This window comes from Staphylococcus americanisciuri, from assembly GCF_024814435.1.
GTDB classification, from domain to species: Bacteria; Bacillota; Bacilli; order Staphylococcales; family Staphylococcaceae; genus Staphylococcus; species Staphylococcus americanisciuri.
Genome location: NZ_JANUXY010000001.1, coordinates 359,980 through 384,992 on the forward strand (window position 1 = coordinate 359,980; position 25,013 = coordinate 384,992).

Below are 25,013 nucleotides of genomic sequence, written 5' to 3' on the forward strand. Positions count from 1 at the left end.
ACCCATATACAATCATTTATAAACATATATGCTCAAATTTTTTGCCTCAATTAAGTTAAATATAGAACATATAGCCTTCTAAATTTGCAGAATCATTGTATGCTGCTAATGAATGTAAAGTGGTATGGTCTAATACATCTTTGACAGCATCACGCATGCGTAACCACAGCTGTTGTTGCGCAGGTGGTTCAGACTCAAGACGCTCTACAATTGTTAAAGGGCCCTCAAGTAAGCGAATAATATCACCAGCAGTTATTTCTTCTGATGGCATGTTCAATTCATAGCCACCTTTTGCACCACGAACGCTTCGAATAAGCCCTGAATTACGCAATGGGCCAACGAGTTGTTCAAGATATAAGTCACTGAGCCCATTCTCTTCAGCAATTGTTTTTAATGAGACACAACCTGTACCTTCCCTCTTTGCCAAAGCAATCATCAATGTTAAGCCATATCGGCCTTTAGTCGATATTTTCATTAAATCATCTCACCTATCCATCCTATTTGCTTACAATTTTTCACTATTTATATTATTATAATACCATTGCGAAAAGAGTACAAATAATACTCGACTAAAACACTCAAAACTACTGTTAGGAGGTTATTTCATGACAACTGAGCCACTCGCTTCTCGCATGCGTCCACGTACAATTGATGAAGTGATTGCACAACAACATCTAGTTGGTGAGACAGGTATTATTCGTCGGATGGTACAAGCACAACGCTTATCATCCATGATTTTTTATGGGCCACCAGGTATAGGTAAAACAAGTATTGCCCAAGCGATTGCTGGTAGTACAGCTTATAAATTTCGCCAGCTCAATGCTGTTACTAATACCAAAAAGGATATGCAATTGATTGTGGAAGAAGCTAAAATGTCAGGTCAAGTGATATTGTTGTTAGATGAAATCCATCGTTTAGATAAGGCAAAGCAAGATTTCTTATTGCCACATCTGGAAAATGGCAAAATTGTTCTTATCGGAGCAACCACCTCTAATCCTTACCATGCGATTAATCCCGCTATTCGTTCACGTGCGCAAATATTTGAATTGTATCCACTCGAAGCACAAGATATTAAACAAGCACTACAAAACGCGCTAGATGACGAAGAGAGAGGATTAAAACAATATGATGTCACTCTAGATGATGATGCATTTGAGTATTTCGCCACGCAAAGTCAAGGTGATGTCAGAAGTGCACTCAATGCAATGGAACTTGCAGTGTTAAGTGCAAATTCCAAACCTGTGCATATCACATTACAAGATGCAGAAGATTGTCTTCAACGTGGTGCATTTCTGAGCGATAAAGATGGAGACATGCATTACGATGTGATGAGTGCATTCCAAAAATCTATTCGTGGCAGTGATGTAGATGCTGCATTACATTACCTTGCACGTCTAATTCAAGCAGGTGATCTGCCCACCATTGCACGCCGCTTACTAGTGATTAGCTATGAAGATATTGGTTTGGCGTCACCTAGCGCAGGACAACGGACACTTGCAGCTATTGAAGCGGCTGAAAGATTAGGTTTTCCAGAAGCACGTATCCCACTAAGTCAAGCAGTGATTGAGCTTTGCCTATCACCCAAATCCAATTCAGCCATTACTTCCATCGATGGTGCCCTATCCGATATACGTCAAGGGCATATCGGTCAAATTCCTGATCACTTGAAAGATGGGCATTACAGCGGTGCAAAAGAGTTGGGGCGTGCAATGGGCTACAAATATCCACACAACTATGATTCCGGTTTTGTCGCACAACAGTATTTACCAAATAAACTTAAAAACAAGCAATACTATCAACCAAAAGAAACATCCAAAACGGAACAGCAATTCAAACAAATTTATGATAACATCACAAAACAACAGCGATAATTTTAAGCACATAGGAGTGTAAGTGGAATACTGCCTTTTACAAAAGCTGAACAGCCTAGAAACTTCGTATTGAACGTCGAATAACAAAAGCATGAAGCCCAATTCTACGGGACCTCATGCTTTTTGTTTATTGCTTATCTTTAATACGTGTGACTGGAATGTCTTCCACGATTTTATTACATACATAACTTGCTAGTATTAATCCAACGACACTAGGTACAAAAGCATTAGAAGAAGGTGGCATTTGCGCTTTACGGTTTTTACCTTGTGCATCGCCTACAACTGCTTTGACATCTTCACGAATGACAATTGGACTCTCATCAGAAAAAACAACTGGTATGCCACGATAGATTTTCTTTTGCTTTAACTTTTGACGAATAATGCGTGCAATTGGATCCGTATGTGTTTTTGAAATATCAGCTATTTGAAAGCGTGTCGGATCAATTTTATTAGCAGCACCCATGCTTGAAATCACTTGTATACCACGTTGCAAACATTGCACCATCAAATGCACTTTATAAATAATGGTATCACTTGCATCAATCACATAATCAATATCGTAATCGCTGAATAGTTGCTCATATGTTTCTTCTGTGTAGAACATATGTAGAGGTGTGACTTTACAATCTGGGTTAATCAATTTAATACGTTCTTCCATCAACGTCACTTTACTTTGCCCAATTGTGGTTGTTAAGGCATGAATTTGACGATTGACATTTGTAATATCCACGTCGTCTTTATCAATCAAAATAATGTGCCCAATATTTGTACGCGCTAATGCTTCAGCAGCAAAAGACCCTACACCACCGACACCTAGCACAGCTACTGTTGTATTTTTAAGACGATCAAGACCTTCTTTACCGATTGCAAGTTCATTTCTTGAAAATTGGTGTTTCATTCTAATCTCCCTTTTCAGTATACCTATCAGTTTTCATGTATGACTGACAAGGTATGACATCATTTATCTATATGCTTATCACAGTAAAATGATACCACATATGAAAACGAATTTGAAACACACATTAGTGTCGTGATTTTGGATTCAATGCATCTTTTAACCCCTCACCAATAAAGTTAATACATAAGATGGTAATCGTAATTGCGATAGCAGGTGGCATCCAAATCCAAGGTTTTCCACGCAAAATATCTCCTTCCTGTGCATCACTTAACATATTCCCCCATGTAGGAACCGATTTATCAATACCAAAGCCTAAAAAACTTAATCCTGCTTCAGCAACGATTTGAACAGCAAAAATTAATGTCCCTTGTACAATGACAACACTTAATATATTCGGTAATAAATGCTTGAATAAAATTTTATAAACAGGTGTACCGATTGACTGTGCTGCTAAAAAATATTCATTCTCTTTCTCTTGCATTACTTTACCACGAACTACTCGCGCAACGCCGACCCATGACAATACAATTAAGACTAAAGCCAAGACGATGGCCGATCCGTATTGATTTTCAATTTTGCCGCTAAATGTTGCGTTTAAAACGACTGCAAAAGGAATAAATGGGAATAGCATTACAAATTCAGTGAAACGCATGAGCAATGTGTCAACCCAGCCACCATAGTAACCGGAAATCATGCCGATAAAAATACCGATAATCATCAGCCCAATCGTTGTGGTTAAGCCAAATAGCAATGATACACGACCCGAATACAGTAAACGGCTAAATACATCACGACCACCAGAATCTGTGCCTAACCAGTGCTCTGATGACATTTGTCCTTTAATTAGAACTAAATTTTGGACATTCGGATCATGTGGCGCAAGAAATGGTGCCAATAAGGAAATTATAAATATTAAGCCTAAAATAATACTTGCTGCCATTGCTGGTTTATTTTTTAAAAATTTATGTTTCGCAATTTCAAGTGGTGAGCGATTTGTTTTTCTACCTTGTTTTGACATGTCTATCCCCCCTAATTACTCTTAATTCGTGGATCCACAATACTGTATGTGATATCCGAAATCAGATTTGCTAATAAACCTAAAAATGAGAAAAAGAGGAGTAAAGCCATCATTAATGGATAGTCTTTTCCACTGATTGCATCTATCAATAACTTACCAATACCTGGATATGAAAAGATTGTTTCAGTAATAACTGCACCACCAAATACAGATAAGACATCGGCACCAAAAAAGGTTACAATTGGAATGACAGAATTACGCAAAATATGTTTATTATAAATTTTTGATTCTGATAATCCTTTTGAACGGGCGGTTCTCACATAATCTTTCCGTGAGTTTTCGATAATATCATTGCGTAAAAACTGAACATAACTTGCGGTTGATAATAGCCCTAATACCGTACCAGGCAAAATCGTATGATACAGCTTGCTGACATAATATTCAAAAGTGCCACTTTCCAAACCAATTGCAACTGAACCTGAGAATGGAAACAAGCCTAATTGGAATGCAAAAATATATATTGCAAAAACACCTGCAACAAATGATGGAATCGCAAGCATTAAATAATTAACAAACTGAACACTGTAATCAATGGTACTGTAGGGTTTTCTCCCTGACAGCACTCCTAATGGAAAGGCAATGATGTAAGTAATAATTAAGCTTACAACACCAAGTAAGATGGTATTGGGCATGCGTTCTTTTATTAAATCAATCACTGGTCTTTTATATCGAATTGAATCCCCTAATTCACCATGAATCACATTGTTCCCCCATTTCATATACTGTACGGGTATAGAGTCGTTAAACCCTAACTTTTCACGCTGTTCTTCATAGTAACTGGCATCAACACTAGGATCCATTTCACCTGTAAATGCATCCCCCGGCTGTAATTTAGCCAATAAAAAAATAACGATTGACATAGCGAATAATAAAGGAATCATAAGTAAAAAACGTCGAATAATTAAGGTTGTCATTGTGGAAACACCTCTTCTTCTAATAGAATACAAGCTGCAAAGTGATCTGGTTCAACTTGACGATATGCTGGTTTTTCCAGACGACATTCATCTTGAGCTATTGGGCATCTCGTATGAAACGGACAACCATGCGGTGGATCACTCGGCGAAGGAAGGTCTCCTTGTAATAAAATACGTTCTTTTTTTTGACCTGGACGTATCTCAGGAATTGCTGAAATCAAGGACTGTGTGTACGGATGTTGAGGACGACTATAGATCGCTTCGGCTGGTCCTTGCTCCACAATATGACCTAGATACATAACACAAATATAGTCACTGACATGCTTAACGACACTCAAGTCATGTGCGATAAACAAGTAACTCAAACCAAAATCTTCTTGTAATTCAGCCATAATGTTAAGCACTTGAGATTGAACAGATACATCTAATGCACTGACAGGTTCATCTGCAATAATAAGTTTAGGTTTTAAAGCAAGTGCACGTGCAATGCCAACACGCTGACGTTGCCCACCAGAAAATTCATGCGCATATTTGTAATACGCCTGCTCGTTTAGACCAACACGTTTTAATAAATCTTTGACTTCTCCTTCAATCTCCTTTTGTGATTTGTGATAGTAATTACGAATTGGTTCTCCAACAATATCACCAATCATTTGCATAGGATTTAGCGATGCATAAGGATCTTGAAAGACCATTTGGAATCCTTTGCGCGCTTCACGTAAAGCTTTCCCTTTTATGTTTGTAATATCTTGGTCACAAAATTGAATCTTTCCTGATGTGACATCTTGTAGTCGTAAAATAGTGCGACCTGCTGAAGATTTACCACATCCCGATTCGCCCACAAGTCCAACAGTTTGTCCTTTTTTAACAGCAAATGAAATGCCATCAACAGCTTTTACTTCTCCAACCTTGCGCTGAAAAATGCCACCTTTTATTGGATAATATTGTTTTAAATCTTTAACTTCTAAAATATAATCATTCGACATGTTGCAGGCCCCCTTCAGTCATCACTTTTTCATCAAACAGATGACACGATACTTGATGTGTTTCGCTAATATGCACTGGATTTAGATTGCGTTGTGTACAAATAGGCATCGCATGTGGACAACGATTCGCAAATCTACAACCTATGTTTGGTAATTCATCAAGTCCTGGTACTGTGCCTTCAATTGTCTCCAATTTATCTTGCTTAATGTCTAATCGCGGTATCGCTTTAATTAATAAGCGTGTGTAAGGATGTTTTGGCGCATTGAAAATATCTATTACGCTCGCACGTTCGATAATTTCACCTGCATACATTACAGCGACTGTATCACAAACTTCTGAGATAACACCCAAGTCATGTGAAATGAAAATAATGCCCATATCTGTTTCTTGCTGAATGCTTTTCAATAAATCCAATATTTGTGCTTGGACTGTTACATCAAGAGCCGTTGTTGGCTCATCAGCAATGAGTAACTCCGGTGAACACGAAATCGCCATTGCAATCATCACCCGTTGTCGCATGCCACCCGATAATTGATGAGGATAAGAATCAATCACTTCATCTGCTCGTGGTATTCCAACTTGCTTTAACAATGAAATTGCATGTTTTCTAGCTTCTTTTTTATTAGTATTCATATGAGTAATCATCATTTCAATCAGCTGATTCCCAATCGTAAATACTGGATTCAATGATGTCATCGGTTCTTGGAAAATCATCGCTAATGATTTCCCTCGTATTTTGTTAAATTGTGCCGTAGACATATTATCAATACGTTGCTGTTTGAAATAAACTTCGCCTCCATGAATCTCACCAATTTTATCTGGTAACAGTCGTAAAATAGACATACTTAATACAGACTTGCCGGAACCAGATTCACCTACAATGCCCATAACTTCACCTTTTTGAAGTGTGAGACTGATGTTGGAAATGGCATTATACCTTTGACCATTTATTTCAAAGCCCGCACATAAATTTTTGACGCGTAATAATTCTCTATCTTGCATAACAAATCCCCCTATCCCCTAAATTTATGTATTTTTTGAAGGGTGAAAACGAAAGGATTGAGCTATATATTGCCCAATCCTTTATGTTTTCTTAACAATGCATATTACTCTTCAACAGTCCATTCATAAATTGGGTTCGTACCTTTTAATGACACTTCAAAGTTTTTCACTTTTTTATTTACAGCTGTAACGTCTGTCATTTCAACGATAGGAATCACCGGCACATCTTCTGCCATAATCTTTTGCCATTCTAAGTACTTCTCTTTACGTTTCTCTTTATCATCACCTACAACATTGCCATCAAGTGCCTCATCCAGTAACTTATCCGACTTTTCATTGTTGTAACGTGATTCATTCCATAACGCTGTTGATTTATAGAAGCCTGATGGATCAGGATCTGCACCTTGTGACCATGATCTCACATACACTTCCATGTCATCTTTAGCGTTTTCTAAGTCTTCACCAAACTTACCAAACTCAACCATTTCTGTTTTAGTTTTCAAACCAATCTTTTCCCAGTATCCCTTAAGCGCTGCTGTACGTGGTTCAAATGTTGGATTTGAGCCGGCATAATGTTTTAAATTGATAACAAAAGGTTTACCATCCTTGTCTTCTCTCCAGCCATCGCCATCTTTGTCCTTATAACCTGCTTCATCTAAAAGCTTTTTCGCTTTTTTAATGTCATAATCATAAGTTGGTACATCGCCTTCTTTAGCGCCACTCCAGTGTGATGAAGGGATTAATCCATTCATTGGTTTACCATAACCATAGAAGAAAGCATCAATCCATTCCTTGCGATTAATTGCATGCGCCATCGCTTGACGTAACTTTTTATCTTGATATTTTGGACGTTCTTTACCGATTGTTTGTGTCTTTTTATCGTAGTCATTTAATACAAAACCAACAATAGCGTAAGTCGTTGACGGTGATTCTAAAAGTGAAATGTTTTCAGAACCATTATCACTTAATTCTTTTGCTATAGGTGCAGTCAAGCTTGCCATGTCAATTTCGCCACTTTCTAATGCTTGCGCCATCGATGTTTGTTCAACAACGCGCAGGTTAATTTTGTCAAGTTGTGGTTCACCTTGCCAATAATCAGCGAATTTTTCAAGTGTAACAGATTCGCCATCCACAATATTTTTTACTTTAAAAGGTCCAATACCGATTGGGTGTTTTCTTACTTCAGGTGATTTTGCCATATCTTTAACTGGAATATCTTTAAAAATTTTCTCGCTGATTACTGAACTTGTCCAAAGATCTAACAAGTTATTCGCTCTATTCTCTTTGAACGTCAACTCTGCTGTATAATCATCAATCTTCTTGATACCCGAGATACTATCAGCTTGACCTTTATGCTTCTCTTCTGCACCTAATACACTTTCTACATAATTATATCGCGGTCCATCGTAGTCAGGATCTGCTAAAGTTTCTAGAGTAAAAATCCAGTCGTTAATTGTGAATGGATTCCCATCATGCCACTTAATGCCTTTTTTGATTTTAAATGTATATGTCAACTTGTCGTCTTTCTTTTGCTCCCAAGACAAGATTTTTGGTTTCATATTGAGCTCATCATCAAAATCAACTAAAGCATCATTAAAATATCCAATTACATCTGAATCGGATGATGATCCAGAAAAGATTCCTTGAAAGTTTCCTTGAGGCGGTGCAGCGAGACCAACATTTAATGTCCCACCTTTCGCATCACTCTTTTCAGTCTTACCCTTACTTGTCCCACCTGATCCGGAATCTCCTTTGCCACATGCACCTAAAACGACTACTACACAAAGAACTAAAATAGATAAATAACGCCACTTCTTACTCATATAAATCCCCCTTATTTTATATCTGATTAATTACAATTATTGTATTAGTCTGATAATTTTGTCAATAGTTTATTTTAAATTACACAATAAACTCTAAAAATGTAAGAATTTATTTCTATTGTCACTACTGTTCTATTGTATAAAAATTAAAACAGAGAACAAATATACAAAAAATATACACTTGTTAACTGCTTATTTTTAGAATTTATTGATGTGTTGAGATAGCGTCATGAACAAGATGTATTCTCTTGAATAAGCATTTCATAAAGGGCACGTCCCTATCTTGAGCACAACCTTGAAACTTTTCTATTAAGTAATCAACACTTTTTGTTTCAGTATCAATCAAAATCATATTAAATTTATGATTCTCTAAAATTTCTTTTGCCTCTCTTTACACACCTCTGTAAAATTAATATTTTATACTTTTAATTGTTCTAATAATAGTATCCTCAACTATCATCCTCCATAATATGAACACTTTCATCATGAAATATCACTTATTACAAGATAATATATTATAATAATAAATATCAAATCGCTATGTATTTCAAATGTTTAATATATTGGACAAATATTAACTTTTTATTGTTGCATTAGATTTCCATGAAGAGTGGACAGGAAGCCCATTTTTCTAAAAAGTTTCCATTACATCACAAAATAAAAGAACTGTTAGTATTTGAAACAAACACTATATTAATTTTGTCAAAATACGAAATTCTATCAGCAAGACTACTCCTTGAGAACTAACAACAAGTGCAAAAAAGGTTAAAAATCGTGCTTTCAATCCAGTTATCTACTACTTTTCCTTCAAAAAACATAAAAAAAATACGCAAGACATAATGCCTTGCGTACCGATAGAATCCATGATGCCGTAGTTTATTAATGCTTGATCATTTTGGCCTGCTAAGTACAGGTGGGTGTCCTGTTTCTTGTTTAGCACGTCCTCCTATAGAGGCGTGTGCGCTGCAAGAAAACCAATTGGACTCCCTGATCAACGAGTGTTAGGTCAAAATATAAAAAGCGAACTTACGAACACCTCAGACGACTATCTTATAGCTTTATATTAACACATTATTGTAAATACGCAAGCAAAATGAGTGCGTTTGAATGGATGTGAGGATTGGACGATTAACTCGTTTGATAAAAATGACACATACTCCCCACATCATTCAAGTATTTAACTAATGTTTGATACGTAGCGATAACTCATCTAATTGACGTTCTGATACAGTCCCCGGTGCATCTGTTAATAAATCAGTTGCTGATGCAGTTTTAGGAAATGCAATTGTATCACGTAAGTTTGTACGACCAGTTAGCAACATTACTAAGCGGTCTAAACCTAACGCAATACCACCATGTGGAGGTGCGCCGTATTTAAAGGCATCTAATAAGAAACCAAATTGTTCTTGCGCAGCTTCTTCTGTAAATCCAAGTGCTTTAAACATTTTTGCTTGTAGTTCTCCATCATGAATACGAATTGAGCCCCCGCCTAATTCATAACCATTCAATACGATATCATACGCCTGTGCTTGCGCTGTTTCAGGTGCTGTTTCTAACTTCTCAACGTCTTCAGGTTTTGGTGACGTAAATGGGTGATGTGCTGCCACATAACGATGTGCCTCATCGTCATATTCTAATAATGGCCAATCAGTTACCCATAAGAAGTTGAGCGCTTCCGGATCGATTAAACCACGTTCCTTACCAAGTTTGTTACGCAATGCACCTAAACTTTGTGCAACAACATCTTTGCTATCTGCAACGAATAAGACAAGGTCACCCGCTTTTGCATTTGTTAATGATTGCAATTGTGCGACATGTGCTTCTTCAAAGAAACGTGCAATAGGTCCAGTAAGCCCTTCTTCAACAACTTTTACCCAGGCTAAACCTTTTGCTCCATAGATATTTACAAACTCTGTTAAACCGTCAATATCTTTGCGTGTGTAATCATCAGCAGCGCCTTCAACAACAAGCGCTTTTACTTGTCCACCATTTTCCACTGCACCTTTGAATACTTTGAAATCCATTGTGTTGCCAAGTTCTGACACATCAAGTAATTCCATACCAAAACGTGTATCTGGTTTATCGCTACCATAGCGTTCCATCGCTTCTGCATATGTCATGCGTGGGAAAGCATCTGTTAACGTCACACCCTTGACTTCTGATACAACTTCTTTCAACATTGCTTCACCTAATGCCATAACATCTTCTTGCTCCACAAAACTCATCTCGATGTCGACTTGTGTGAATTCTGGTTGACGATCCGCACGTAAATCTTCATCTCGGAAACATTTGGCAATTTGGTAATATTTATCAAAACCACTAATCATTAATAATTGTTTAAATAATTGAGGTGATTGTGGCAATGCATAAAACTCGCCATCGTGTACACGTGATGGGACAAGGTAATCACGTGCGCCTTCTGGTGTTGATTTTGTTAAAACAGGTGTTTCCACATCATAGAAACCAGCTTGATCTAAATAACGACGAATTGCGCGTGTCGTTTGATGACGCATTTTGAATGTTTCAGCAAACTTTTCACGTCGTAAGTCTAAATAACGGTATTTCAAGCGAATGTTTTCATCAACAGTTAAATTTTCTTCGTTTAAAGCAAATGGTGGTGTCTCTGATTTGTTGATGATTGTTAAAGTTTTTGCTTGTACCTCGACTTGTCCTGTCTTAATTTTAGGATTTACTGTTTCTGCATCACGCTTTGTTACAGTACCTGTTACTTCTACGACATACTCAGAACGTACGCGCTCAGCAACTGCAAGTGCTTCAGCTGAAAAATCCGGGTTGAATACCACTTGTACATAGCCTTCACGGTCACGTACGTCAATGAAAATTAATCCACCAAGATCACGTCGATTATGTACCCATCCTTTTAATGTAATTTCTTCTCCTAATAATGCTTCTGTTACTAATCCACAATATGTTGTACGTTGTACCATTTTATTATGCTCCTTTTTTAATATAACTTGCTATTTCGTCAAATTTGATTGTTTCAGACTCTCCCGTTTCCATATTTTTAATGGCAACTTGTTGTTGTTCTAATTCTTGATCACCGATAACAATCGTATATTTTGCTTTTAGTCGATCCGCCTGCTTCATTTGCCCTTTGAGTTTACGAGACAGATAGTCTTTATCGACTTTAATACCTGCATGGCGTAAATCATTCAACAATTGAACTGCATAGTTGTCTGCTGCATTCCCCATTGTTGCGACAAATAAATCAAGATGATTATCGACCGGCAACGTAATACCTTCTGCTTCAAGTGCTAATAACAGTCTTTCAATACTTAAAGCAAAGCCAATACCTGTTTGTTTTGGTCCATCTAACAGTTCAAGTAATCCGTTATATCGACCTCCACCGCATAGTGTCGTAATTGCACCATCGTAGTTGTCATTATCCATCATCAATTCAAACGCTGTATGTGTGTAATAATCTAAGCCACGCACAAGGTTTGGATCAACGACATAAGGGATACCAAGACGATCTAAATGTGTTTTAACGTCTTCAAAATAAGCTTTTGATGTGTCATTTAAATAATCTGTGATTGATGGGGCTGTTTGCATTTCTGGTTGATTACGATCCACTTTACAGTCCAAAATACGCATTGGATTTGTTTTGATACGACTTTGACAATCCTTACAGTAATTGTGAATCACTGGCTGAAAGTGTTCACGCAATGCTTGCTGATATTCAACACGTGATTCTGCGTCACCGATACTATTAATGACCAATTTCAAATTTTTTAAGCCGAATGATTGGTATATATGCATAACCATCGCAAGTACTTCTGCATCAATACTTGGATCCTCTGCACCAATCGCTTCAACGCCAAATTGATTGAATTGGCGATAACGACCTTTTTGTTTGCGCTCATAACGAAACATTGGTCCATTATAATACAGCTTTACTGGCTGATTCGGTAAACCTTGCATTTTGTTTTCGATATAACTACGTACGACCGCTGCTGTGCCTTCTGGTCTTAATGTCAGACTGCGATCCCCTTTATCTTTGAACGTATACATTTCTTTTTGGACAACATCTGTTGAATCACCAACACCACGTGCAAACAACTCTGTGCTTTCAAAAATAGGTGTTCTAATTTCCTCGTAATTGTAAAGTGCCATCAAACCATCTAATCGAGATTCGATATAGCGCCATTGTGCTGATGTTTCAGGTAAAATATCTTGTGTACCACGCGGAATATTAATCATCTTTGCACATCTCCTAACTTACTTAATAATGTCAATTTATGCCTGAGATTTATTGTGATAGAAATTTTGATACAAACTCTGTCTTTCGTGCTTGCAACAAAAATTAAAACGTCCCTTATATGCTGCTTTCACATATAAGGGACGTTCGTTGCCGTGTTGCCACCCTAATTAAGATATACACCTCTGTGTATTATCTTCACTCTTTTGCTGATAACGTTCGCAACACGACTTTATTTTCATAAAGTACCTCTTCTTGTGTTCAAAGCGTATAACTCCATGATCTGTCTCGCAGCCTAGGACAAACTCTCTTTGGAACATAATCCACATTTCATTATACGTATTCAAGAATACTAACGGTGATTCATATAAAATTCATTTACCATCATAACTGTTTTTGATTTTTTTTTCAAGCTATTGGTAAAGAAAATAATTCTTTAAACCGTCTACTATGGCAGATTCTACAATATAACGATGATTTTTGTCATTAATTAATGTTTCATCTGTTGGGTTACTAATATAACCTAGCTCTAATAAAACAGCTGGCTTTTTAGTCTGCCGTAACACTTGATAATTCTCTTGTCGTGAACCTCGATCAGTAAGTAACGCTTTTTTCTGAATGCTCGCATTAAGTGTATTGGCTAATGCTTCTTGATTTTTATGATACCAATATACTGTTGCACCATTGGCATCCGCTGATTCCAAAGCATCGTTATGAATACTGATAAATATATCACCTGTTGCTTTACGATCTTTCAACTTCACATACGTATCATCCTTGCGCGTCAACTTCACTATGGCCCCTTCTTTTTCAAGTCTTTTTTTCAATTCAAGACTCGTTTTTAAAGTGACATCTTTTTCAAGTGTTTTTTTTCCAGTTCGACTTGATGCACCTTGGTCACCACCCCCGTGTCCAGGATCCAACACAATGACTTTATTTTTCAGAGGGCGTGCGTTAGGGTCAACATCTTCTTTAATGTCTAAATTAGTATGCCAACCTGCTATCCATCCTTTTTGTTTATGATCTGTAGAAGCCACTTCGATCCACTTGCCAGAGCGAGACAAAATCTTAAAAGTATCGCCTTCCTCTACTTTGTATAACACTGGATATGCAGCATTTGGTCCCGTCCGCAGTTCCGCATCTTCAGTTAAACGCACTTTATCATTATTTGGAGTCAAGAGGGCAATGGAAGCAGCGACGATAATACAAACGAATAAAAGCGCCAAGACTGCCATATAAACACGTTTCGGATTTAACTTTTTCTGTCTAAGCCATCGCTCCAGTTTTTTCATAGGATTTTGCCATTTTCACTTTCATAGATGATTGTCACTGGACCATCATTCTGGATATCAATTAACATATCTGTTCCAAAAACACCTGTTTCTACTGGTAACTCATAAGTACGCAAAATATCATTAAACTTTTCATATAAAGCATTTGCTTCATCGGGCGCCATAGCATTGGAAAAACCTGGACGATTACCTTTTTTGACATCCGCATACAAGGTGAATTGAGAAATAGACAAAATAGCCCCTTTAATCTGTTGTATATTTAAATTGAGCTTACCTGCGTCATCTTCAAAAATGCGTGCATTCACAATTTTTTTCGCTAATACCTCTGCGTCTGTGATAGTATCTCCGTTGCCAATTCCTACCAACAAACAGAATCCCTTAGCAATTTCACGATGCACTGTCGCATTCGTTACTGCCGCAGATTTAACACGTTGAACGACAATTTTCATAATCAGACACTCCTAATTCCAAACTCGAGTTACAGTATAAATATCACCAAGTTGCTTAATTTTGTCAGCAACTTTGAATACCTCATGTACATTTTTTACCATAATACTTAAATTAATCACTGCATTTTTATCAATATCAGACTTGCCTGATACTTTAACCAAATGACTAGACGTACTATTCACCGCTTGCAAAACTTCATTCAATAAGCCATTACGATCATATGCAGTTACTTCAAGGTCTACTTGATATTTCTGTGACGCATCTTTTGATTTGACCCATTCAACATCTATCAAGCGCTCATTTTCATTTTGGATATTTGGACAATCTGTACGATGGACCTTGATACCATGCCCTTTCGTGATATAGCCTAATATCTTATCGCCAGGGATTGGGTTACAGCATTTTGATAGTTTGATAAGGACATTGTCTAACCCTTCAACATATACACCTGAATCAGTAGTAATATAGTCTTTGATTGGCACAGATTTTGTGACCTCTTGTGCTTGATTTAGCGCACGTTGCTTTTGTTCAATACGAATGCGTTCTGTAAGCTTATTGACGATTTGTTGAGAGGTTACGCCTCCAAATCCAACAGACGCATATAAATCAGATTCATTCGCAAAGTTATATTTTTCATTGACGATTTTAAGATTAGCTTCCGTTAAAACTTCATCCACTTTGAAGCCTTGTTCTTTTAATTCTGCTTCAACCATGAATTTGCCTTTTTCTATATTTGATGAACGATCTTGCTTTTTAAAGAAACTTTTAATCTTACTTTTCGCACTTGATGAACGTACAATTTTCAACCAATCACGGCTCGGCCCATAGGAATGCTTACTCGTCCGAATTTCAACTATATCCCCCGTTTGAAGAACATAATCAATCGGTACTATTTTTCCATTCACCTTGGCACCAATCATTTTATTACCAACTTCGCTATGGATGGCATATGCAAAATCAATCGGTACTGCGCCATATGGCAACTCGATAACATCGCTTGCTGGCGTGAATGCATAAACTTTATCACTTTGTAAATCAAACTTTAAAGACTCAATGAACTCTTGCGCATCTGTAGAAGTATGATCCGTTTCAGCAATATCTTTGAGCCAATTAAGCTTTTTATGATATGTTTCACTGTCTTGTGTCACTTGTTTGCCTTCTTTATATGCCCAGTGCGCTGCAACACCATGTTCAGCAATTTCATGCATCTCGAATGTACGAATCTGAATCTCAAGTGGATCTCCATTCGGGCCAACTACTGTTGTATGCAACGATTGGTACATATTTTGCTTCGGCATAGCAATATAATCTTTAAAGCGTCCTGGCATGGGCTTCCACAGTGTATGGACAAGTCCGAGCACAGCATAGCAATCTTTTATTGAATGAACAATGACACGAACTGCTAACAAATCAAAAATCTGATCAAATTGCTTTTTCTGTTTCATCATTTTACGATAAATACTATAAATATGTTTTGGACGACCGCTAATTTCCCCATCAATATTCATAATATCCATCTCTTTACGTATATTATGAATCGCATTATCAATATAAGCTTCTCGTTCACTACGCTTTTTCTTCATTAGATTGACAATTCTAAAATATTGAACATTATCAATATAGCGCAACGCAATGTCTTCAAGTTCCCATTTGATCGTATTAATCCCCAGACGATGGGCAAGTGGTGCATATATCTCTAATGTCTCTTTGGAAATGCGGATTTGCTTTTCGCGTGGCATAGCACGGAGCGTTCTCATATTATGTAATCTATCTGCAAGTTTAACTAAAATGACACGTACATCTTTCGCAATCGCAATAAATAGTTTGCGATGATTTTCCGCTTGTTGCTCTTCTTTTGAACGATACTTCACTTTTTTCAGTTTCGTCACACCATCTACAATTGTCGCAATCTCAACATTAAAAATTTCTGCCACATCATTAAACGTATAGGATGTATCTTCTATAACATCATGTAAAAATCCTGCCACAATTGTCGGACCATCCAAGCGCATTTCTGTTAATATACCCGCTACTTGAATGGGGTGCATAATATATGGTAATCCATTTTTACGGAATTGCCCTTCGTGTGCTTTGTACGCAATATGATAACTTTTAAGTACATATGCGTACTGCTCTTCATTGAGGTATGTTTTAGCTTTATGTAGTACCTCATCAGCACTATATGGATATTCGTTATTCAAGTAGACACCCCCAACAAAATCAATATTTACTCTATCATACTACAAGCTTTCCAATAATTGAACTATATGATGTATCTTTTTATCTTATCATTTTTCTAAAAAATACCACAGTTTTTTACATACAGATTTTACATGATTCATAGTGTAGCATTTTTACCAAAAAAGAGCAGAACAGCTATTGCTATTCCGCTTTTGTATATATTTCGACTCAATATATTTTTTATTCATCGTATGAAATTAAGCACATCACGTCATAATCTTTAATTTTTTCCATACCGTTTAAGTATGCCAACTCTATAATAAATGCAATCCCAGCAACAATACCACCTTGTTGTTCTACTAGACGAATTGTTGCTTCAATCGTACCACCTGTTGCTAACAAATCATCTGTAATCAGTACGCGTTGACCTGGCTTGATAGCATCTGCATGCATCGTTAAAACATTACTTCCATATTCTAAGTCGTACTCATAGCGTATTACTTCTCTTGGTAATTTGCCTTCTTTACGAACCGGTGCAAAACCAATCCCCATCGCATAGGCAACCGGACAACCTATAATAAAGCCTCTCGCTTCAGGACCTACAACGATGTCAACATGCTTTTCTTTCGCATATTTAACTATTTGATCAGTTGCATAGCCATAAGCTTCTCCATTATCCATAATTGTCGTAATATCTTTGAAGCTTACACCTTTTTGAGGCCAATCTTGAACCTCTGAAACGTATTGTTTTAAATCCATCAATATCCTCCTAATTCGTGCGCGTCAATAATGACTCAATCCATGTCTTAACCGCACTAAATTCATCATAAAGTAAGTACTTTTCAACTTCCATACGTTGCACACGTGCTTGATAGACTCGACTCGTTTCAATCGGTCGTTTATCTGTCGGCTGCACAGTTTCAATTATACCATCTTTTTGTGAAATAAGATTTAAGTCCAGAAAAACTTTCAAAATAAATTTTAAAATATTCGGCTTAATATTTAAAAATTGACATAAAGCCATACCATCTTGTGCAAGATTAGTTTGTCCTTTTTGTAATAATGATTTATAGCACTGTTTAAAAACAGCTTGTTGTGGCATTCCTTCAAAGTAAATTGAACGTTCATGTGCAAAGACAAGATAAATTTGAGAAACTTCTAGCTGCTGCAATGTCGATTCAATATCTTCTAAAGTTAACGGCAAGTCACGCAATATACACTTATCGTAATGCTGAGGAATTGTTTCACCATAATAAAATTCGTTATCACGTGTTTTATCTTGACTTGGGTGAATCAAATATATAACGTCGTTGCTGGATTCCAAAGACGGTAATTTTTTATTTTTACTGCGATAATCCAAAATTTGGCGTTCATTACTCGCAATGTCAGATAATATAATTTGTGCATTACGATTACCATTCCACTCATTGATTTGTAATTCACCTATCATATCTACCTTCTGACCAGTCATCAACTCAGCAGCTAAAGCACCTTGATTCCAAAAAAGACCTTGCATCTGTGTGGATTCAAAAGAAACCTTCAAGTGACTCTGTTGCTGACCAATTGCTTTAACTTGCTGGACACACATATCTGAGAGTTGGATAAGCGGTTTACCAAAACCCATACCAAAAGGTCGCAGTCGATTCATTGCTTGTATGTTATCAACTGTCACATCTTCTAACTGGATGACTGCATCAACTGTTTTCTTTGGCTGTAACGATATATCAGCATATTGTTGACGCATCCATTGATTCAAGCTAGCTTGTAACGCATCGACATTTGCTAATTGCAATGTTAAGCCTGCTGCCATATGATGTCCACCAAACTTTTGAATAAGGTCTGCTTGCTCAGATAAAGCATCAAACATTGACACTTGATCAATGCTGCGTGCAGATCCTTTCGCATATTCTTTATCTGTATCAAGGTTGAGCACCATTGTTGGTAAATGATAAGTCTCAACAATTCGAGAGGCAACTATACCTAATACCCCTTCATGCCAACCTTCTTGAGCCAATACAAGAAATTGATCGCCGCGCGCTACAAATGCCTCTGCCATGGCCAATGCTTCTTCAGCGATCGTATGAACGATATCTTTCCGTTCAATATTGAAATGTTCGACTTGCTCAGCTAAAAACGCTGCTTCCTCATATTCGTCAGCCATTAACAACTCTGCTGCTAAACTAGCGTCTTCTAATCGACCAACAGCATTCAACCTTGGTGCAATGATAAAGCCGATTGTTTCTTCTGTTATTACCTCATCATAACCTGCTTGTTCTAGAATAGCCGTTACAGAAGCTGACTGCTCATCGTTCAATTGCTTCAACCCTTGTTTCACAATCGTACGGTTTTCATCTGTCAATGGCACTAAATCTGCCACAGTACCGATTGCTGCAAGACCCCAATAATAACTTGGCACTTCACCGTCCAGTAATGCACTGGCAACTTTTAATGCCACACCCGCGCCGCATAAATAACGGCATGGATAATCATAATCCGGGTGCATCGGATGTACAATCGCATATGCGTTCGGCAATGTCGTGCCTATCTCATGATGATCTGTTACAATAACGTCCACGCCTTGTTCCTGAACCAATGCAATTTCCTCGTGACCTTGAATCCCGTTATCTACCGTAATAATAAGTGAGACCCCTTCATCTATCGCATTCTGAAAAGCGACTTTACTTGGTCCATATCCTTCAGTAAAACGATTCGGAATATACCATCCGACAATGGCACCCAAATGTCTTAGTGTATTTATCATTATAGTTGTTGAAGTGACACCATCTGCATCATAATCACCATATACGAGAATCGGCTCTTGTTTTGTAATAGCTTGACGAATTCGCTCAACAGCTTTCGACATATCGCTCATTAACATTGGATCATGGTTGATATATTGATCTGTTAATATTTCTGATAATGCCGCTTCTGAGATGATTCCTTTACCTTCTAAGATTCGTTGCATAATTGGCGTAATATTAAATTGCTGGAGAAGCGCATCATCTATTCGATCATGCTGCTCATTACTTACCCATTGATATTTCGGTTTTATCATCGTTATATACCTCTTTCTACACAACGTATTATATCGAAAAAATTTCCAAATAAAAAGTATACATAATCGTGTAGGCGCATAACCATCAGTTAACTATTCGCCCTCTCACATCGCCTAAGTATACAAATCGCGACTCGATATCTTACGTAAGCCAACGCTGCTATCTTTCTCTCACAGTTCCTACTACCAAGCCTGTAACGGACTTTCATCATTAAGTTACGAGCGTACTTAAAAAGACATGCGTTATCTCTTACAATAACACATGTCTTTATAGAGCTTATTATACTAAGACTTTTTCGTCGTTTGTACGCTTGCGTTTGTAGACGACTAATTTGTGGTTCTCTGACTTGCGCAGTTCACGTTTCTTCAACATTCCCCATAGTGGTACTGCAATAAAGATAGATGAGTACACACCAGTGACTAAACCAATTAATAATGCTAGTGAGAAGTTGAAAATACTTGAAGCACCGAAGATTAACAACGCAACAACGACAACAACAACTGTTAGTACCGTGTTAATGGAGCGTGTTAATGTTTGACGGATTGAGCTATTAACAATGTAATCAATCTGTGATGCTTTCGTGATGACTTTAACATTGGCTAACATTTCACGTACACGGTCAAACGTTACGATTGTATCATTGATAGAGTAACCGATAATCGTAAGTACAGCTGCAATGAATGTAATATCTACTTCTAAACGCAATAAGCTGAATACAGCAATGATCATGAACGCATCATGCAATAATGAAATAATAGATGAAATACCCATGCGCCATTCAAATCTTAACGTAATATAGATAATCATACCTATTGATGCAAGTAAGACCGCTAACATGGCATTCTTAGCTAACTCTTGTCCAATAGTTGGTGACACTGTGTTGACCGATGGATCCGCATTGTATGCATCATGCAACGTTGACTTGAGTTTGGAAATTTCTTCTTTTGTTAAGTCATGCTTATACTGCATTGAAGCATTTTGTTCCTTGTCGCCACCTATAGACATTTGATTCGGTTTCAAATCAATAGCTTCCATTTTCTTTTCGATTTCAACTTGTTTTAAACGTTGGTCTGCTTGGAAATCAACACGTGTTCCTGATGTGAAATCAATACCTAAGTTTAACTTGAAGATTGAAATAATCACCACACCTGCGATAATAACAATACCACTTAAGACGAATAACGGCTTCGCAATCTTCATGAAGTCAATCTTGTCATAAGGTGTTGAAAGATCCGGCACATTGTAGCCTTCATTAATACTATGAATATCTTTACGACGCACACCAAACAACCACATTTTTTTCTTGAAGAAGTTTGAATGAACAAGTAACGATAATAAAATACGTGTTAAGAATACCGCTGTAACAAAACTCATAAGAATAGCTAGTAAGAGCATTGTTGCAAACCCTTTAACCGAACTTTCACCGAAGAAGAACAATACTGTAGCTGCGAGTACGGTTGTCAAGTTGGCATCTAAGATTGTAATAAAGGAACTTTTGCTCGCCTTTTTATAAGCCTGCTTGAGTGTACGACCAATACGTATTTCATCTTTAATACGTTCATACATAATGATGTTCGCATCGACGGCCATACCAACACCTAATACTAAGGCTGCTAAACCTGGAAGTGTTAACACACCACCAATAAAGTTAAAGGCTACCATTGTTAAATAAATATATGTCGTCAATGTGATAACTGCAATCGCACCTGGAATGTGGTAGAACAACAACATAAAGGCAAAAATAATACCGACACCCAGCACAGATGCAAAGATTGTCTTATCTAATGCATCTTGACCAAATTGTGCACCGACAGATGTTGAATAGATTTCTTTCAAACTAACTGGTAGTGAACCAGAGTTTAGCAGATCCGCAATTTGCTTTGCTTCTGCAATCCCATCTTCTCCTTGGAAACCACCAGAAATTTCAACACTTTCAGAGTCAATTGCTTGTTCTACAGACGCTGCAGAGATATATTTTGGATCTTCTTTTGTTTTCTCATCTTGATAGCTATCGCCTTTTTTAAAGTCTAGCCATACAACCATGACATTTTCGTCTTTTTTCGAAATTTCTTCAGTCACTCGTGCGAATTTCTTACTATCTTTTAATTTGAAAGTAACTGCTGGTGCATTTGTATTCTGCTTAAATTCTTGTTTGGCAGAACCTTGCACAAGGTCTTTACCTGTCAGCAATACTTTGTCATCTGCATCTCGAATCGTTAAATTAGCTTGTGATGATAGGATTTTACGCGCTTGAGTCTGGTCTTTAACACCAGCTAATTGAACACGAATACGGTTCTTATCTTCTACTTGAATTTTCGGTTCAGAAACCCCTAATACATTGACACGTCGTTCAAGTGTCTTGGCAGTAGATTCAACCGCAGTGCTGTCAATCTTATCTCCTTTTTGTAAGGGATCAACTTGATACAAGACTTCAAAGCCACCTTGTAAATCGAGCCCTAGACTAACATCTTTGATTACATTTTTATAGGTCGATGCCATCAAGCCAAACAGCAATGCGACAATGACCAAAAAACCAATCAATCTACTTGCTTTTTTCACAAAAACACCTCATTTATTTAAACTTCTTAAAATATTATTTATTTGAACTATAGAGTCGGATGTTTAAGCCCCAACAATCAACATTACCTATCATATCAAATTCATGCTAATTCGTAAAAATATTGTAGCACGCTTTATTTAGAAACCCTATAAAAATAATATAAGCTGGAACAAAGTCTTATTGTCCCAGCTACGAGTTGCACTTTTATTTATGCTGTTTATGATGGGTCAACTTGTTTAATTGCTTGTTTTTCAAATGAAAGTTCAGTGCCTTTACCATTAACAGTAATAACTGCTGTTGTTTCATCCACAGCACGCACAGTTCCTTTGATGCCACCGATTGTTGTAACACGTTGACCTGCTTGTAATTGATCCACCATTTCACGATGTTCTTTCGCACGTTTTTGTTGTGGACGAATCATAAAGAACCACATTACTACAAATAAAAGTATAAGTGGCAATAAACTAATAACTGAAGACATAAATCAAACTCCTATCTAGAAATTTTTTGGATTTTCAACATTTAGACCATATTGTTCAAAAAATTCCTCTTTAAAATCTAAAAGACGATCTTCTCGAATAGCCTGTCTAATGTTCTCCATTAATTTTAACAGAAAATGTAAGTTGTGATAAGTAGTAAGGCGAATACCGAAAGTTTCATCAGCTTTTATTAAGTGACGAAGGTATGCGCGCGTATAATTTTTACATGTATAACAATCACAATTTTCATCTAACGGACGGAAATCATCTTTAAATTGGGCGTTTTTAACGACTAAACGACCATGCGAAGTCATACATGTGCCATTACGTGCAATACGTGTTGGTAATACACAATCAAACATATCCATCCCACGAATACTGCATTCAATCAAAGCATCTGGGGAACCTACACCCATTAGATAACGTGGTTTATCTTCCGGCATGTATTGAACAGTGTGTGACACCATATCGTACATTACTGGTTTAGGCTCACCCACAGACAAACCACCGATTGCATAGCCTGGGAAGTCTAACGCAACGAGTGCCTCAGCTGATTGCTGGCGAAGGTCTTTGTATTCGCCACCTTGAATAATACCGAATAACGCTTGATCTTCTGGGCGTTGATGTGCTTGCTTACAGCGTTCTGCCCATCTTGTCGTACGCTCTAATGAATCTTTGACATATTGATATTCTGCTGGCATTGGTGGGCATTCATCAAAAGCCATAATAATATCAGAACCTAGATCATTCTGTATTTTAATCGAATCTTCAGGTGATAAAAATAACTTCGATCCATTCGCATGATGTCTAAATTCAACACCTTCTTCAGTAATCTTACGCAGATTGCTTAAGCTGAACACTTGGAATCCACCCGAGTCTGTCAAAATAGGGCCATCCCAATTCATAAACTTATGTAAACCACCTGCTTGTTTAACGATATCATTGCCTGGTTGTAACCATAGATGATATGTATTACCAAGCAATATTTTTGTATTCATTTGCTTCAATTCTTCTGGACTCATTGTTTTAACAGTTGCTTTTGTTCCAACTGGCATAAACATAGGTGTTTCAAATGAGCCATGGGGCGTGTGAACAATACCAAGGCGTGCACCAGATTGTTTACACGTCTTGATATGTTCATATGTCACTGCTGGCATTTTGTTCTCTCCTAACATTAAATAATTATCATCGCATCGCCAAAACTAAAGAAACGATATGAAGCGTTAACCGCATGTTTATACGCATTTAATACATATTGTCTTGTACTAAATGCCGATACAAGCATCACAAGTGTTGATTTTGGCAGATGAAAATTAGTGATTAATCCATCGACTGCTTTAAATTCAAAGCCGGGATAAATAAAAATATCTGTCCATCCACTTACTGCAACAAACTTATCGTGATCGCGACGAATTGTCTCTAGTGTTCGTGTCGATGTCGTACCCACTGATATGATGCGGTGACCCTCTGCTTGTGTGCGATTCAATAAATCTGCTGTTTCTTGAGACATCATATAAAATTCACTATGCATCTCATGATCATCTATATTGTCTACACTTACGGGACGGAATGTGCCTAGTCCAACATGTAGCGTTACATAAGCCAGATTCACACCCATTTTTGCAACTTCTTCTAACAAATCATTAGTAAAATGTAGACCTGCTGTAGGTGCAGCGGCAGAACCAATTTCTTTAGCATAGACGGTTTGATAGCGATCTTTGTCATCTAGACGCTCTTTGATATAAGGGGGTAAGGGCATCTCTCCCAATTCATCTAAGCGCTCTTGCAAAATTCCATCATATTGTAACCGCATGATACGCCCCCCTTGATCGCGTGTTTCAATGCATGTTGCAATAATTTTACCATCACCAAAACTTAATGACTGTCCCACCTTAATGCGTTTCGCGGGCTTTAACAACACTTCCCAATCATCGCCCTCTATTTGATTCAGCATCAACATTTCAACTTGTGCATTCGTTTCCGTCTTCAAACCGATGAGTCGGGCTGGCATGACTTTCGTATCATTCAACACTAATGTATCTCCCGACTGAAAGAAACGTAAAATATCTTTAAAGCGCAAATCTTCAACTTCACCCGTATTTCTGTCCATATGTAACAGACGACTTGTATCCCTATCTTTCAAGGGCGTTTGCGCAATTAAAGATTCTGGCAAATCATAATCAAATTTTTCTATATTCAACGT

Annotated in this window: 19 protein-coding genes and 1 other RNA gene; 1 reads left to right on the forward strand and 19 read right to left on the reverse strand. The window is 37.4% G+C overall.

All coding sequences use genetic code 11. The features are described 5' to 3' along the window. Positions 1-55 precede the first annotated feature (55 nt). A complete protein-coding gene (cymR, locus tag NXS11_RS01755; protein ID WP_259198144.1) occupies positions 56-475 on the reverse strand; it encodes a cysteine metabolism transcriptional regulator CymR in 420 nt (139 codons plus the stop codon). A gap of 130 nt (positions 476-605) precedes the next feature. Between cymR and NXS11_RS01760 the strand changes: the two genes are divergently transcribed. Then, positions 606-1,871 (forward strand): replication-associated recombination protein A, encoded by a 1,266-nt coding sequence (locus NXS11_RS01760; protein WP_259198146.1) that lies wholly within the window; start codon positions 606-608, stop codon positions 1,869-1,871. 127 nt (positions 1,872-1,998) lie between these two features. On the opposite strand, the gene NXS11_RS01765 is transcribed toward NXS11_RS01760, so the two are convergent. From NXS11_RS01765 to queA, 18 genes are all read right to left on the reverse strand, one after another. Then, a complete protein-coding gene (locus NXS11_RS01765; protein WP_259198147.1) occupies positions 1,999-2,769 on the reverse strand; it encodes a tRNA threonylcarbamoyladenosine dehydratase in 771 nt (256 codons plus the stop codon). Between the two features lie 124 nt (positions 2,770-2,893). Next, positions 2,894-3,787: an oligopeptide ABC transporter permease gene (opp4C, locus tag NXS11_RS01770; protein ID WP_259198148.1), complete on the reverse strand. Its 894-nt coding sequence runs from the start codon at positions 3,785-3,787 to the stop codon at positions 2,894-2,896. Between the two features lie 11 nt (positions 3,788-3,798). Then, positions 3,799-4,761, reverse strand: a complete 963-nt coding sequence (gene opp4B, locus NXS11_RS01775; protein WP_259198150.1) for an oligopeptide ABC transporter permease — start codon at positions 4,759-4,761, stop codon at positions 3,799-3,801. Further along, positions 4,758-5,747, reverse strand: coding sequence for an ABC transporter ATP-binding protein (locus tag NXS11_RS01780; protein WP_259198151.1), 990 nt, complete (start codon positions 5,745-5,747; stop codon positions 4,758-4,760). The genes opp4B and NXS11_RS01780 overlap by 4 nt, the downstream gene beginning before the upstream one ends. Continuing rightward, positions 5,737-6,750: an ABC transporter ATP-binding protein gene (locus tag NXS11_RS01785; protein WP_259198152.1), complete on the reverse strand. Its 1,014-nt coding sequence runs from the start codon at positions 6,748-6,750 to the stop codon at positions 5,737-5,739. The genes NXS11_RS01780 and NXS11_RS01785 overlap by 11 nt, the downstream gene beginning before the upstream one ends. Positions 6,751-6,854: 104 nt before the next feature. Next, positions 6,855-8,573 (reverse strand): oligopeptide ABC transporter substrate-binding protein, encoded by a 1,719-nt coding sequence (gene opp4A / locus NXS11_RS01790; RefSeq protein WP_259198153.1) that lies wholly within the window; start codon positions 8,571-8,573, stop codon positions 6,855-6,857. 854 nt (positions 8,574-9,427) lie between these two features. Then, a non-coding RNA gene (gene ssrS, locus NXS11_RS01795) (6S RNA) lies at positions 9,428-9,620 on the reverse strand. Positions 9,621-9,754: 134 nt separating this feature from the next. Beyond that, a complete protein-coding gene (gene aspS / locus NXS11_RS01800) occupies positions 9,755-11,521 on the reverse strand; it encodes an aspartate--tRNA ligase (RefSeq protein ID WP_259198154.1) in 1,767 nt (588 codons plus the stop codon). Between the two features lie 4 nt (positions 11,522-11,525). Continuing rightward, on the reverse strand, positions 11,526-12,794 hold the full coding sequence (gene hisS / locus NXS11_RS01805) for a histidine--tRNA ligase (RefSeq protein WP_259198155.1): 1,269 nt from the start codon (positions 12,792-12,794) through the stop codon (positions 11,526-11,528). 411 nt (positions 12,795-13,205) lie between these two features. After that, the gene (locus NXS11_RS01810) at positions 13,206-14,084 is read right to left on the reverse strand and encodes an N-acetylmuramoyl-L-alanine amidase family protein (RefSeq protein ID WP_259198156.1); all 879 of its coding nucleotides are present in this window, start codon (positions 14,082-14,084) and stop codon (positions 13,206-13,208) included. Further along, complete coding sequence (gene dtd / locus NXS11_RS01815; protein ID WP_259198157.1) at positions 14,081-14,533, reverse strand: D-aminoacyl-tRNA deacylase; 453 nt, start codon at positions 14,531-14,533, stop codon at positions 14,081-14,083. Before dtd ends, NXS11_RS01810 begins: the two co-directional genes overlap by 4 nt. A gap of 12 nt (positions 14,534-14,545) precedes the next feature. Next, entirely contained in the window at positions 14,546-16,735 is a 2,190-nt protein-coding gene (locus tag NXS11_RS01820) for a RelA/SpoT family protein (RefSeq protein ID WP_259198160.1), read from the reverse strand. A 220-nt stretch (positions 16,736-16,955) separates the two neighbouring features. Continuing rightward, positions 16,956-17,474 (reverse strand): adenine phosphoribosyltransferase, encoded by a 519-nt coding sequence (locus NXS11_RS01825; protein ID WP_259198161.1) that lies wholly within the window; start codon positions 17,472-17,474, stop codon positions 16,956-16,958. Positions 17,475-17,484: 10 nt separating this feature from the next. Then, the gene (gene recJ, locus NXS11_RS01830) at positions 17,485-19,770 is read right to left on the reverse strand and encodes a single-stranded-DNA-specific exonuclease RecJ (RefSeq protein WP_259198162.1); all 2,286 of its coding nucleotides are present in this window, start codon (positions 19,768-19,770) and stop codon (positions 17,485-17,487) included. 280 nt (positions 19,771-20,050) lie between these two features. After that, positions 20,051-22,330 (reverse strand): protein translocase subunit SecDF, encoded by a 2,280-nt coding sequence (gene secDF, locus NXS11_RS01835; RefSeq protein ID WP_259198163.1) that lies wholly within the window; start codon positions 22,328-22,330, stop codon positions 20,051-20,053. 218 nt (positions 22,331-22,548) lie between these two features. Then, the gene (yajC, locus tag NXS11_RS01840) at positions 22,549-22,812 is read right to left on the reverse strand and encodes a preprotein translocase subunit YajC (protein WP_259198164.1); all 264 of its coding nucleotides are present in this window, start codon (positions 22,810-22,812) and stop codon (positions 22,549-22,551) included. 15 nt (positions 22,813-22,827) lie between these two features. Beyond that, a complete protein-coding gene (gene tgt / locus NXS11_RS01845) occupies positions 22,828-23,967 on the reverse strand; it encodes a tRNA guanosine(34) transglycosylase Tgt (protein WP_259198165.1) in 1,140 nt (379 codons plus the stop codon). A 17-nt stretch (positions 23,968-23,984) separates the two neighbouring features. Further along, positions 23,985-25,010 (reverse strand): tRNA preQ1(34) S-adenosylmethionine ribosyltransferase-isomerase QueA, encoded by a 1,026-nt coding sequence (gene queA / locus NXS11_RS01850; RefSeq protein WP_259198167.1) that lies wholly within the window; start codon positions 25,008-25,010, stop codon positions 23,985-23,987. Positions 25,011-25,013: the final 3 nt, after the last annotated feature.

Coding starts and splice junctions, on each gene's coding strand:
- cymR (WP_259198144.1), bottom strand. CDS start 475: ATGAAAATATCGACTAAAGGCCGATATGGCTTAACATTGATGATTGCT.
- NXS11_RS01760 (WP_259198146.1), top strand. CDS start 606: ATGACAACTGAGCCACTCGCTTCTCGCATGCGTCCACGTACAATTGAT.
- NXS11_RS01765 (WP_259198147.1), bottom strand. CDS start 2,769: ATGAAACACCAATTTTCAAGAAATGAACTTGCAATCGGTAAAGAAGGT.
- opp4C (WP_259198148.1), bottom strand. CDS start 3,787: ATGTCAAAACAAGGTAGAAAAACAAATCGCTCACCACTTGAAATTGCG.
- opp4B (WP_259198150.1), bottom strand. CDS start 4,761: ATGACAACCTTAATTATTCGACGTTTTTTACTTATGATTCCTTTATTA.
- NXS11_RS01780 (WP_259198151.1), bottom strand. CDS start 5,747: ATGTCGAATGATTATATTTTAGAAGTTAAAGATTTAAAACAATATTAT.
- NXS11_RS01785 (WP_259198152.1), bottom strand. CDS start 6,750: ATGCAAGATAGAGAATTATTACGCGTCAAAAATTTATGTGCGGGCTTT.
- opp4A (WP_259198153.1), bottom strand. CDS start 8,573: ATGAGTAAGAAGTGGCGTTATTTATCTATTTTAGTTCTTTGTGTAGTA.
- aspS (WP_259198154.1), bottom strand. CDS start 11,521: ATGGTACAACGTACAACATATTGTGGATTAGTAACAGAAGCATTATTA.
- hisS (WP_259198155.1), bottom strand. CDS start 12,794: ATGATTAATATTCCGCGTGGTACACAAGATATTTTACCTGAAACATCA.
- NXS11_RS01810 (WP_259198156.1), bottom strand. CDS start 14,084: ATGAAAAAACTGGAGCGATGGCTTAGACAGAAAAAGTTAAATCCGAAA.
- dtd (WP_259198157.1), bottom strand. CDS start 14,533: ATGAAAATTGTCGTTCAACGTGTTAAATCTGCGGCAGTAACGAATGCG.
- NXS11_RS01825 (WP_259198161.1), bottom strand. CDS start 17,474: ATGGATTTAAAACAATACGTTTCAGAGGTTCAAGATTGGCCTCAAAAA.
- recJ (WP_259198162.1), bottom strand. CDS start 19,770: ATGATAAAACCGAAATATCAATGGGTAAGTAATGAGCAGCATGATCGA.
- yajC (WP_259198164.1), bottom strand. CDS start 22,812: ATGTCTTCAGTTATTAGTTTATTGCCACTTATACTTTTATTTGTAGTA.
- tgt (WP_259198165.1), bottom strand. CDS start 23,967: ATGCCAGCAGTGACATATGAACATATCAAGACGTGTAAACAATCTGGT.